This is a genomic window from Staphylococcus cohnii species complex 1663 (assembly GCF_041008415.1).
GTDB lineage: Bacteria > Bacillota > Bacilli > Staphylococcales > Staphylococcaceae > Staphylococcus > Staphylococcus ureilyticus.
The window spans coordinates 86,727-99,606 of record NZ_JBFDVL010000001.1 but is presented as its reverse complement, the minus strand read 5'-3'; the positions used below and the strand labels follow the sequence as shown (position 1 = coordinate 99,606).

The 12,880-nt window shown below is 31.3% G+C and carries 13 protein-coding genes; 10 read left to right on the top strand and 3 right to left on the bottom strand.

Annotated features, from left to right (window positions below; all coding sequences use genetic code 11):
- Window position 1 precedes the first annotated feature (1 nt).
- Window positions 2-1,879, top strand: a complete 1,878-nt coding sequence (locus tag AB1J10_RS00450) for a glycosyltransferase family 2 protein (protein WP_224396260.1) — start codon at window positions 2-4, stop codon at window positions 1,877-1,879.
- 87 nt (window positions 1,880-1,966) lie between these two features.
- Here AB1J10_RS00450 and AB1J10_RS00445 read toward each other — a convergent pair whose 3' ends face one another.
- Both AB1J10_RS00445 and AB1J10_RS00440 read right to left on the bottom strand, forming a co-directional pair.
- Window positions 1,967-2,557, bottom strand: a complete 591-nt coding sequence (locus tag AB1J10_RS00445; RefSeq protein WP_369002901.1) for an acyltransferase family protein — start codon at window positions 2,555-2,557, stop codon at window positions 1,967-1,969.
- A gap of 38 nt (window positions 2,558-2,595) precedes the next feature.
- The gene (locus AB1J10_RS00440; protein WP_369002900.1) at window positions 2,596-3,051 is read right to left on the bottom strand and encodes an acyltransferase family protein; all 456 of its coding nucleotides are present in this window, start codon (window positions 3,049-3,051) and stop codon (window positions 2,596-2,598) included.
- Between the two features lie 392 nt (window positions 3,052-3,443).
- Here AB1J10_RS00440 and abc-f point away from each other — a divergent pair, with 392 nt between their 5' ends.
- On the top strand, window positions 3,444-5,060 hold the full coding sequence (abc-f, locus tag AB1J10_RS00435) for a ribosomal protection-like ABC-F family protein (RefSeq protein WP_369002899.1): 1,617 nt from the start codon (window positions 3,444-3,446) through the stop codon (window positions 5,058-5,060).
- A gap of 236 nt (window positions 5,061-5,296) precedes the next feature.
- The gene (locus AB1J10_RS00430; RefSeq protein WP_224396258.1) at window positions 5,297-6,178 is read left to right on the top strand and encodes a mechanosensitive ion channel family protein; all 882 of its coding nucleotides are present in this window, start codon (window positions 5,297-5,299) and stop codon (window positions 6,176-6,178) included.
- Window positions 6,179-6,279: 101 nt separating this feature from the next.
- Here AB1J10_RS00430 and AB1J10_RS00425 read toward each other — a convergent pair whose 3' ends face one another.
- Window positions 6,280-7,014 (bottom strand): NAD-dependent protein deacylase, encoded by a 735-nt coding sequence (locus AB1J10_RS00425; RefSeq protein WP_369002898.1) that lies wholly within the window; start codon window positions 7,012-7,014, stop codon window positions 6,280-6,282.
- A gap of 303 nt (window positions 7,015-7,317) precedes the next feature.
- Between AB1J10_RS00425 and AB1J10_RS00420 the strand changes: the two genes are divergently transcribed.
- The 7 genes from AB1J10_RS00420 (at window position 7,318) to AB1J10_RS00390 (ending at window position 12,858) form a co-directional block, all read left to right on the top strand.
- Window positions 7,318-8,181 carry a MurR/RpiR family transcriptional regulator gene (locus AB1J10_RS00420; RefSeq protein WP_369002897.1) on the top strand — a complete coding sequence of 288 codons (864 nt, stop codon included), beginning with the start codon at window positions 7,318-7,320 and terminating at the stop codon, window positions 8,179-8,181.
- Between the two features lie 14 nt (window positions 8,182-8,195).
- Entirely contained in the window at window positions 8,196-8,495 is a 300-nt protein-coding gene (locus AB1J10_RS00415) for a PTS sugar transporter subunit IIB (RefSeq protein WP_210138381.1), read from the top strand.
- Window positions 8,496-8,531: 36 nt separating this feature from the next.
- Window positions 8,532-9,827, top strand: a complete 1,296-nt coding sequence (locus AB1J10_RS00410; protein WP_210140107.1) for a PTS sugar transporter subunit IIC — start codon at window positions 8,532-8,534, stop codon at window positions 9,825-9,827.
- 18 nt (window positions 9,828-9,845) lie between these two features.
- Window positions 9,846-10,166: a PTS lactose/cellobiose transporter subunit IIA gene (locus AB1J10_RS00405; protein ID WP_369002896.1), complete on the top strand. Its 321-nt coding sequence runs from the start codon at window positions 9,846-9,848 to the stop codon at window positions 10,164-10,166.
- A gap of 1 nt (window position 10,167) precedes the next feature.
- On the top strand, window positions 10,168-10,455 hold the full coding sequence (locus AB1J10_RS00400) for a hypothetical protein (RefSeq protein WP_369002895.1): 288 nt from the start codon (window positions 10,168-10,170) through the stop codon (window positions 10,453-10,455).
- Between the two features lie 6 nt (window positions 10,456-10,461).
- Entirely contained in the window at window positions 10,462-11,550 is a 1,089-nt protein-coding gene (locus AB1J10_RS00395; RefSeq protein ID WP_224396255.1) for a DUF871 domain-containing protein, read from the top strand.
- Window positions 11,551-12,267: 717 nt separating this feature from the next.
- Window positions 12,268-12,858 (top strand): TetR/AcrR family transcriptional regulator, encoded by a 591-nt coding sequence (locus AB1J10_RS00390; RefSeq protein WP_119517738.1) that lies wholly within the window; start codon window positions 12,268-12,270, stop codon window positions 12,856-12,858.
- The last annotated feature ends 22 nt before the right edge of the window (window positions 12,859-12,880 follow it).

Here is a 12,880-nt window from a genome sequence, read left to right as displayed (position 1 = left end):
AATGAATAAATTAGTCTCGGTTGTTATATCGGTCTATAATAAGGAACCATTCTTAAAAAAATGCATTGAATCGTTAATCAATTTAAATATGGAACACTCAAAATTAGAAGCAATTTTTGTCGATGATTGTTCTACAGATCAATCGGTAGCAATGATTGAAAGCTATGCTAGTCAGTATGATTTTATAAAATTAATTCAGCTACAAACGAATACAGGTAGTCCCTCAGAACCAAGAAATATAGGTATTAAAGAGGCGAAGGGCAAATATATCGCCTTATTGGATGCAGATGACTGGTTAGATACAGAAGGATTTCCTAGATTTATGGAGAAAGTAAATGCAGATGACGCAGAGTTAGGCTTAGGACAAACTTTCAAACATACGAATAAAAGCATTACGTATCATGCTAGATTTACTGCATATAAAGATGCGTCAAAGTTGATGCCACAAGATATTGAAAAGATTTTTCGAGCAGTAGGGCCACCCGGCAAAGTATTCAAACGCGATATTGTTATTAATAATCAGATTCAATTTGAACATATGAAATTTGGGGAGGATAAATTATTTTTCATTGATCTTATTTCTAAGATTCAAAATATTACAATGTCTACGATACCTGCTTATCATGTGAATAGATACGATGAGAATCAATCACTTGTGAAAGAGACTTCAGTAGTAGATAAAGCTTATTTGAATGTGAATATAACCAAGCGCATTTGTAATATGGATATATCCGAATCTCTGAAAAAGATGATGTTATCTAGAATGGTGGAAGTAGACTTTTTTAGAAGGTTGTTGCATACAAAAACGTTTTTAAAATCTGATGATAAGCAAACGTTTTATGCTATTTTTGATGAAGTAGAACATATACTAAATGAATATGGTTATCATATGAATGAATTTATTAACAATAAAAAATTCATAGCTATGTATACTTTATACCATCAAGAAGATAAAGAACCCTTTTTAAACCTTACAGAAGCACTTGTTTATGGTTATTGGCATTATTATATTAAAAAAGATGCGATTTACATGGAAATTGATGGTAATTATGATGTTTTAGAACCCACACCTGTGCGTTGTTATCCAGTGTATGAAGGGACGCAAATGCTAAATGGTGAATTATATGAAGTGATTAAAGTATTGAAACCGGAAAATGTACAAATCAATGGTGTAAAATTAGTTGAAATTAATAACTCAGCGAACGCGTATCATGTTGATTATGTGTATAAAGATAAAAATATTTATATTCATCAGCAACAGTTTAAGCAAGCGAAAGAGATAGATGTTAACCTCAGTGTCGAATTTGGTGAAATGAATGATATCGCTTTGGTTTACGCTTCTTACCCAAGTAATAATGAAATTTATAAAATGAAACGACAAAGCTTTAAGTTAGAGTTCGTCAATAAATTGAGAGAAAAATACAAAGGAAAATATTTCTTAACGGCTTCAGAACCATTGATGACGCTTAAAAAAACAAATGTATATCGTGACATTGAATTTAAAGAGCAGCTCGTGAGCTTAAATCCAGGTACAAAAGTGGTGCCGACAGACGTTCAGTTCACATCGAATGGTACACCTAGATTAATTCTTGAAGACGGTAGTGTGATAACTGCTAATAAAGATTTTGTAACGCAGATTAACATGGATGACCATCACAAATATATTACAGAGGTGCCTAGTGAAGTTAAAATTAAAAAAGTTTGTAAGTTGTATAACTCTAGAACATTTAAAAATGAACCACTAGAAACACTTAAAGTTGGAGATACGATTAACATAGCTAATATTGCCTATACTAATAAATCAACACCACGATTAGTCACACAAGAAGGAAATTACTTAACAGCAAACAAAGATTTTATTGAAGTAATATCGATGTAATGCATATATTTAAGAGGCTACTAAATAACCGAAAGTATTGGTTTATAGTAGCCTCTTTGTTATAAAAAATTATTGGAATTAGTTAAGTTAATGCGTTGCCTCACGAATAAAATATTTAGTTTGATTACTTACGATTTTGGACTTTTTAGGCACTGGAACGATATAGTTTCCATTCGGAATTTTAATAAGCAAATTAATGATTATTACAGATATAGTAACTATAATAATAAATAAAATACCGTATAATAAAAAGCTATCCCTATTATCAAAAATTGGTATTTTCATTACAATCCATTTTACTAAAGGATGTACTAAATAAATTCCCATAGAGTAATTACCGATTAAAGTTAGTATTTTCATGATTGATTTACTTTTTCTGATAAGAAGGTAAAAATAAATTAAAAATGCTAAGAAAAACGGTGTATATAGTAAAAACATTGGATGGGATGATGTTACGAAATGATCTAAATCAATAAATATTAAAAATGAAATAAAAACGACTACAATAGAAGGTAATAATAAGGTTTTATATTTTCTAATACCCATGTTTATCTCCTCGTAATATCTTGCGAATACAATCCCTAAAATAAAATAAGAAATCCAATTGAAAATAAACGCTCTACTCATAACAAAAGTACCTATGACCGGTATATCAATTGAAAATTGTTCGTAGTTCAATTGCCAGAATATAGTGAGTATTGTAGAGAAAACGTATGTTAGCAGTAATGGTAAGCCTTTTTAATTTTTTGTAAGACTGGAAATAAAATATAAAACTGAAGAACGGTTAATATAAAATATAAATGGTAATTTCCAGTTCCAAATAAATAATATCCTATAAAGTTTTTATTACTATCTAGGTTTACCTCAACAACGCCTAAGTAGTATAAATATACAGTTGTCCAAATTATGTATGGTACAAATATTTTAGTAAATCGTGATTTTACAAAATAGTTTAAATCAAAACCGCGTTTCAAGACAGAATGTGTTAATAAAAAGGCACTAATAACTGCAAAAACAGGAGTGCCGAGCCGACCAATCTGGCTAAGATATCCTGCAATAATTGTCATACTAAGACTGTTTTCGTTATTTATGTATGAAACAGATAGATGAACACATACAATAAATAGCGTTGCAATAGACCTAATAATAGGTATTTCTTCAATATACTTCAAAATACTCCCCCCAAAAGATTGAAATTACACACATCCATTTATTATATAGCATACTGTTTGTTTAATCTAGAAGTAAAAATAGTGAAAATTTAATATAAAATGATTAATGTTAATGATATTTCTATTACGATTGAGCATTCATATTAATAAGTGATATAAATGAATCTTTAAAAAATAAACAAAATATTGTAAAATGTTTATTAATTATATAAAAGGAGGTGTCGTAATGTTTCTTATAGCGCAAAGTTGCAGATTTCTACAAATCGTTCGCAACAAATTTTCAGGGTTAACTTCAAAATTGGTGAAGTCTGTCTTTTTTGAAATTAATCAACGGTCTATAAGGAACTGACACCTGAATTTTGCTTCCTTATAGACGATATGGAGGAAGTAAAATGAATATATTAAACGCATCTAACATTTCTAAAAGATTTATTGAAGAAACTTTATTCGATGATATTAAAATTACGCTTAACGCTGGAGATATTATTGGTTTAGTAGGGAGAAATGGAGAAGGTAAGACTACCTTATTGAATTTATTATCTGGTATAGAAAAACCATCATCAGGCGTAATCAGTTGGAAGAAAAATTTAAAGATTGGATATTTAAACCAGATACCTGAATACGAATCACATCAAAACATTTATCAATGTTTGCAATCTGTGTTTCAAACTTTAAATCGTATATCAGACCAACTTGAAGTGATTGAAGAAAAAATGAGTCACGAAACGGAAAATATAGATAATTTAATGTCTCGGTACGGCGAATTACAGTCATATTATGAAACGCATGATGGTTATGAAATAGATGCTAAAATACGTAGAGTAGCTAATGGTTTAAATATAGAACATTTGCTCGAATCAAAATGGGGAGATTTATCGGGTGGAGAACGTACAAAAGTAGGTATTGCACAAATATTGATTAAACCTACAGATTTATTACTTTTAGATGAGCCGACGAATCACCTTGATTTTAGTTCTATCGAATGGTTAGCTAACTATATTGAGAATTACGAAGGCGCTACAGTAATTGTTTCGCATGATCGCTATTTTTTAGATGAAACAGTACAGCAAATTATAGAAATAGATCAGAAGCAACTTTATAGTTATAATGGCAATTATTCATATTTTGTTGAAAAGAGAGAAAAAAGGTTATTAGTTGAATTTGAAGCTTATAAAACACAACAAAAGAAAATTAAAAAAATGAAAGAATCTATTAAGCAATTAAAATTATGGGCGAGCCAAGCAAAACCACCCAACGCTGCAATGTACCGTCGGGCTAAAAGTATGGAAAAGGCCTTAAATCGCATCAAACGTTTGGAAAAGCCAATGTTAGATTCACAAAAAATGAACATAGTGCTTGAAGAAGGCAAACGTGTTTCAAACAAAGTCATTGAAATGGAAAATGTTGCTAAAGCATATGATTCTTTATTATTTGAAAATGTGAATATGTTGATTAGAAGAGGTGAACATGTTGCTATCATTGGTGACAATGGAACAGGTAAATCAACCTTTTTAAAAATGATTTTAGGACAAGTTTCTGTAGATGAAGGTTCAATTAAAACTGCAAACAATTTAAAAATTGGATATCTTTCTCAGCATGAGTTTGAGGAAGTTGAAAATGATACGATATTAAATATTTTTCGAGAAAAGGTGGATGTAACAGAAGGTCAGGCTAGACATATGTTAGCTAACTTTATGTTTTATGGCAAAGACGTTTTTAAAAGAGTTAATGATTTAAGTGGTGGAGAAAGAATCAGAGTTAGATGGGCGCAACTAGTAAATAGTGATTATAATTTACTAGTTTTAGATGAACCAACGAACCATTTAGATATAGATGCAAAAGAAGCAATTGAAGAAGCTTTATTGGATTATGAAGGTACCATCATTACTGTGTCACATGATAGATACTTTCTTAATAAGCTATTTAGCGTCACTTATTTGTTGAAAAATAAAAATTTTGAAAAGTTTCATGGCAATTATAACTATGTTAAAGATAAAGGTTTTCTATAATTTATATACACACAAAATAAAGCAGGATAGCGAATATCTATCCTGCTTTTAGACTGCATATTGAAATAAAAGTGTCATTTTAAGTTAAAGTAAGTTGTTCAAAACCTTTAAGGGTTTAGATAACATTTAAAGTATGATAACTTTTGTAATGGGAAAAGCAATTTCTTAATAAATCACTACTATTTGATGTATTGTAACGCAATCGTATAGCGAGCTAAGAATGGAGGAAATACAATATGAATCAATTGAAGCAATTTTTTATGAAGTTGATTGAACCACTAACAAAGGTTGAATTTTATCAATCGCTTTTAGTCAATATATTAATTATTGTGGCATATATTTTGATAGGTATTATTGTGATTACCATTGCGAAGAAATTAGTGACGAAATTTTTCAAAGCAAATGCAAAGAAAAAAACACATTATAAAATTAAACGAAGTGAGACGTTATCTACACTTGTTCAAAATTTAATTAGTTATGTTGTATGGTTTATCGTACTCACTTCTATACTTTCACGCTTTGGGATAAGCGTATCGGCAATTTTAGCCGGTGCTGGTGTGGTCGGTCTAGCGGTCGGCTTCGGTGCACAAACAATTGTCAAAGATATCATAACCGGTTTCTTTATTATATTTGAAGGACAATTTGACGTGAGTGATTATGTGCAAATTAATGCGTCTGGTGTGACGATTGCAGAGGGTACAGTTAAAACAATTGGTTTAAGATCAACACGCATACAATCAGATACAGGTGAAATATATACTTTACCCAATGGAACAATAAGTGAAATTGTAAACTACTCTGCAACAGATGTATCACCACTTGTGATGATACCCGTTTCACCATCAGAAGATTATGAAATGATTGAGAAAAAATTATTAGACTTTTTACCAACACTCAAAGATAAATATGACATGTTTGTTGCAGCACCTGATTTATTAGGGTTAGACAGTATCGACGGCAATCAAATGATTATTAAATTATTAGTGCATGTAAAGCCAGGTATGCATTTTCCAGGTCAGAGATTATTGCGTAAAGAAGTTTTACATTACTTTAATGAAGAAGGTATTTCTACGCCAAAACCAACGCTGGCTAAATTTGAAGAACCAGTAATTGAATAATATTGAAATTATAAAAAGAGAAAGCGTATCTACATGCATGATACATGTAGATACGCTTTTTATTTTCTATACGATACGCGCATACTCATTTATTTGGAAATTTACGATGTTGCACGCAGTTCATTAATGACTGAAACCATGTCATCGTGTATTACTAAATTTGCATCACTATCATAAGGTGTAGGGTCCCTGTTAATAATAACTAAGTTTTGACCCTCAAAGTTTGATATAAGACCGGCGGCAGGCTGAACGACCAGTGAAGAACCTAAAACAACTAGGGTATCAGCTGATTTGATTTTATGTAGGGCATCAAATATCGTGTCTTGATTTAGCATTTCTCCGTAAAGTACGATATCTGGTCTGATTGGACTTCCACAAGTTTCACAATGACGTAAATTGTGATGAATAACGTATTGTTTAGAATATTTTTGGTCACAGTTAATACAATAAAATCGGTTTAGTGTACCATGTAGTTCATCTGTGTGTGAACTCCCGGCATCTGAATGTAGGCCGTCAATGTTTTGAGTGATGACACCCAGTGATTGTTGATGTTGTTCAAGTTGAGCAATCCACTGATGAACGATATTTGGTTTTTTATCAGCAAAGAGTAAATAGTCATGACAAAAATTAATAAAACCTTCAGGATCATTTTGAAAATACGCTTCACTTAATAAATACTCAGGTGAGTAACCCTTTTTTGAAATTTCTTCATATAAACCACCAATAGAACGAAAGTCAGGAATACCACTTGCAACAGATATACCTGCTCCTGTGAAAAATGTAATGCTATTAGAAGTATCAATGATATTTTTTAATAATTCAATGTTACGTTTCATGAAATCACTCCGTTAAAAAATTTAACACCTAAAGAAATTTTGAAATTTCCAATATTATATTCAAATCAATTTTAAAATGAAGTATTGATTTTAGCAAATTCAGGATAGTGAGTATATCTAACTTGCAAGGTTTCTTGGAACTTTCGATATATTGAAAGAAAAAAGGTGATAATAAATGATGAAATCTTCAGCGCGCAGTAAGCAATATTCCAACAAGTGTTATTTTACATATAAAATATAATTTGACACACGAAATAATATTTTGTAAATTGTAGCTAAGATGAAACAATATTTTGAAAAGAGGTGATAACTATTCGCAATATTTTAATATTATTGGAATCATCATTAGCGACTTTGAATCCATCGGAGTATAGAGTGGCACAGTATATCATCGATTATCCGCATGAAACGATCAACAGTTCAATACAACATTTAGCACACCTAACAAATGTCAGCGAAGCGACGATTGTTAGGTTATCTAAAAAAATTAAATGTAAGGGCTTTCAAGATTTGAAGATGGAAATTGCTATGGCGTTAAATAGCAACAATGAAATTGAATATGATTATGAAGAACTCAATATTAATGATTCCAATGAAAGCGTGATAAACAGTATTTCTCAAAGTAATGCTAAATCTATAAGAAATACAGCTCAAATTTTATCACCATTAGCGTTAGAACAAGCGGCTTTAATGATACATCAGGCTAGAAAAATTTGTGTGTTTGGTATTGGTGCTTCGTCAATTATTGCAGAAGATTTAAAGCAAAAGCTTACACGCATCGATAAGTGGTGTGAGATTGGTAAGAGCTATGATGAACAAGCAACATTGAGTGCCAATGTAACAAAGGATGATATTGTTATTGCTATTTCTAACACTGGCCAAACAGAAGATATTTTGCAGTCATTAGCGTTAGCGCATAAAGCGGGTGCTCAAATTATTTCCATAACTAAATATAGCAATAATGATGTGGCAGACTTAGCCAATATTAACTTATTTTATAGCTCTTCAGAAAAGCCAGTGAGAAGTGCAGCTATGAGTTCACGTATAGCCATGCTCAATGTCATAGATATTTTATTTGTATCATTAGCCAGTAGAGATTATGAAAGACATACGAAATTATTAGAACGTACTCGGCAAGCAGTTAAAGTTAAAAAAAGAAAATACTGAAAGGATGTTGTTTTATGAAAGTAATAATGGTTTGTTCAGGTGGCATGTCTAGTTCTATGATTGTGGATGCTGTGAAGAAAGAAGCTTCAAAAGAAAATTTTGATTTGGAAATTGTAGCAGTTGGAACCGAAGCATTTGAAAATGAAATTGCTGATTACGACTTAGGTTTAGTAGCACCTCAAGTTAGACATCGATTAGATAAATTTAAAAAAATCGGTGAAGCAGTTAATAAACCTGTAGATGTCATAGATCCAATGGGCTATACACCCATTGGCGCACCTAAAATTTTAAAGCAAATAAAAACGTATGTATAAGTACTAAATTAAATAAGTAAACAGAGGGTGTATGTTATGCAGAAATTTTTGAAATGGATAGAAAAGGTATTGATGCCACCCATGGCCAAAGCTTCTGAACAACGACATTTGACTTCTATTCGTGATGGTATTATTGCAACACTACCACTTATCATTGTTGGATCGTTCTTTACTTTATTTGCGTCTCCACCCATACCAGCTTTAGAAAAATTGGTAGAACCACATGCTGAGAAGATAATGGTCGCTAATAGAATGACGTTGGGCTTGATGGCAGTTTACGCTGCATTTTCAATGGGATACAGCTTAGCAAAATCATATAAAATGGATGGCCAAGCAGGAGGGTTACTTTCACTAGCCACATTCTTAATGATGACGTTACCGCTCAACTTAGATGATAAATTACCTAAAAGTGACGCTGTTGGTTATGTGTTACCTATGGCAGATTTAGGTGGTTCCGGCTTGTTTGTAGCAATCATTTCCATGATATTTGCTGTTGAGATGATGCGGCTTGTAGTGAAGTCAGGATTTACGATTAAAATGCCGGATCAGGTACCGGGATCTGTTGCGCGTTCGTTTGAATCTTTGGTACCAGCAATCGTCATTATCGTTATTTCTTGGTTTGTAAGAGTGATATTAAACATAGATTTAAACGCCATTATTAATAAAATCTTTGAACCTTTAGGCAATTTTGCTGGTGACAGTTTATTAGGTGCTTTAATCCCTGTGTTTTTCATTGTACTTTTATGGTCAGCAGGTATACATGGTGTGGCAGTAATGGGTGCAGTCTTCCAACCTATTTGGTTTTCTTTACTAGACCAAAATATTGATGCTAAGGCTGCTGGGGAACCATTACCACATATTATTGTTGAACCATTTTTCCAGTGGTTTGTATGGATAGGCGGTGCAGGGGCGACGCTGAGTTTGTGTATATTGATGATATTTTCTAAGTCTGAATATTTGAAGAAGGTAGGGCGTTTTTCCATTATACCGAGTATATTTAACATCAATGAACCACTTATATTTGGTGCGCCATTAGTTATGAATCCGATTCTTGCTTTACCATTTATAGGCATTCCACTTATTTTAACGACGATTACTTATTTTGTATTTAAGTTAGGTTTGATAGCTAAAATCACGATACTTGCGCCATGGACATTACCGGGGCCTTTGGGGGCATTATTTGCAACGAATGGTGACTGGAGAGCACTGGTGTTAGTCGTATTTAACCTCTTAGTAGCAGTAATCATATACTATCCGTTCTTTAAAATGTATGAACGTAAAATGTTAGAGCAAGAACAAGGCACTACAAATGATGCTTTAAACGACGATTAATTGAGATGGGGAGATTTGATGACTGAACAAAACGAGCAAATTATTTTTGAAATTATTTCACATGGTGGTAATGCGAAAAGTTTAGCATATGAAGCTTTGGATGCAGCTACAGCATTTAATTTTGAAGAAGCGAATGAACTGATGGCAGAGTCGAAGCAAGAAATGAGTATGGCACATAATATACAAACAGAGTTAATACAGTCTGAAATAAATGGTGACAAAGTACAAACCTCGTTATTGATGATACATGCACAAGACCATTTAATGACAGCGATTAGCGAAAAAAATTTAATTGAAAAAATGATTGAGTTATATCAAAAATTAGAAGAGAAGTGTTAATATGATGCGATTGATTTATTTAATAGTATTATTTTTACTCATATTTTGCTTTTATAAAATAGCCCATTTTATAGTCAATAAAGTTCATTTTAATAGATGGTTATTGCTTATAGCTATACCATTTATCGTCGTTGTACCTGTATCCATATTTGAAAATATTAACTTGTTTGGTTGGGGCATAATATTACTTTTATTAATATTTACGAGTATCCTCTTTTTTGAAAAATCTCGTGTATTGATTGAACATCGTCAAATGCGTGGCATTATATATAAATCAAATAAGGAGTAAATATATATGCATAATTTAGGAATTTCAGTTTATCCGACACAATCTGATTTAGTAGAAATGTGTGACTATATAGAAATGAGTGCAAAATTCGGATTTAAGCGCATCTTCACAAATTTACTTTCAGTTAAAAGTGATGAAGAAGCGGTTTTTAATAAATTTAAGTCAGTGGTAAAAGTTGCTAAAGAGAATGATATGACTGTGATTGCAGATATTAACCATAAAGTTTTTGAAGCATTGAATTTAAAGCGTGATGATTTGTCCTTTTTTAAAACACTAGGTGTATCAGGAATACGCGTTGATGCAGGATTTTCAGCACAAGAAATAGCACAACTGAGTTATAACAAACAGCATATGTATGTAGAGTTAAACATCAGTGTGAGTGATACATTTATTGAAGAAGTGTTAAGTTATCAACCTAATTTAGACAAACTTGTAGGTTGTCACAATTTTTATCCTCAAACCTATACTGGCTTATCATATCAACATTTTGTAAACACGAGTGAAGCTTATAAAAGAAATAATGTTCACACTGCAGCTTTTGTTACTTCACAAGAGGCAACAGTTGGACCTTGGATGATTATGGAAGGATTACCTACACTAGAAAGTCATAGAAATTTACCTATAGCAGTACAAGTTAAGCATTTATTAATGACGAATTTAGTAGATGATTTTATTATTGGTAACGCATTTGCTTCTGAATCTGAGCTACAATCACTTTCAGAAATTAATTTAGCAATGCCTAGTTTTGATGTTTATTTAAATAACGATATTACTGAATTAGATGAAACCATTGTGACAGAGGAATTTCATTTCAATCGGGGTGATATTTCAGATTATGTTATACGATCAACGATGAGTCGTGTCCATTATAAAGATGAGCCATTCCCGCCAAATAATACAGTACAAATTAAAAAGGGTGATATTGTGATTTGTAATGAACAATACGGTCATTACAAAGGGGAGCTGCAAATCGCATTACAAGATATGGAAAATCAAGGCTATAAAAATGTTATCGGACATGTAAAAAAAGAAGAACATTTCTTATTAAATTTATTAAAACCATGGCAGTCATTTGAATTAAAAGTGACATCATAATCTTTGTTTTATAGTGCGTAACTTCTTGATATTTCAAGTATTAGTAGAAAGATTATCAAAGAAGTAAGGCTAAAGTAAAGGCACTTTCGTTGAATTCATTTTAAATGGATCATACGAAAGTGTTTTTCTATGTACAGCGTTTTTTATCCAATGAAAATGAAGGATATTGTGCCAAATAAATTAGTGTTAAAGCATATAAGAAACTTTTATGGGATATTAAAATTATTCAATTTCCATTTTAGAGTCTAGCCGATAAATCGGTCTTATATCTCAAAAGAAAACCACTCGTTTTAAGAGTAATCTTGATTCATAACATTAAAACTTCTGATAATCATCGATTATGTTAATTAAAAATATAAGAAAAGATGATTAAAATACTGATTCAATATAGGAAAAGTACTTTTTTTAACTATAGCTGGAGCGCTACAAACACTTAGTTTCTGAGAAGTTCTTATTAACAATAAGGCTATGTATAAAATGAATAAAAAATAATTAGCACATATTTGAATGGACCTTATATATAACATATTGTCCTTTATCAATACAAGGGCCTTCTTTGTCAATAAAAAATATGGATGTGAAATGTATAAAAGAGATGTTGACTACTTCGGTCAATTTATATATAATTTAAATGACCAATTTAGTCAATTTTGAGTGTTAAAGGAGGGCGCTTTTATCAACAGTATATTTAATAAGCTGAAAAAAGATAAACAAAAAATGATTGTGAATGCCTCAATCAAAGAGTTTATAAAAAGTGGTTTTGACAAGGCATCAACAAATGAAATCGTGAAACAAGCACATATATCTAAAGGGTCATTGTTTAATTATTTTAACAGTAAAAAGGAGCTTTATTGTTATTTGATTAGTTATAGCACTCAAATTTTAGAGAATATGTATGAAGAAATTGATTTAAGTGAAACAGATTTATTTAATAGAATTGAGAATATTGGTTTACAAAAGTTATACGTCCAACAAAATCACCCTGAAATTTTTGATTTTCTAAAATCTACAATTGAAGAAGAATCACTAGAAATCAAATCTATCATTGAACAACATGTTTCTCGTATATATGAAGATGGAAGGCAAAAAATATATGCTAATATCGACTATTCCAAATTTCGTGATGATATAGATATCGACAAAGCAATTGAAATTCTTAATTGGACAATGTACGGCTTTGGACAAAAAGGACTTCAACAAATCAATTCTTTTGAAAACCTTTCTAATTTTGGCGAACGATACCTTAAAGAATGGAACATTTACGCTCAAATATTAAAACATAGTTTTTATAAGGAAGACGAAGTTTAAAAAGAATCAAATACTTCAAAAG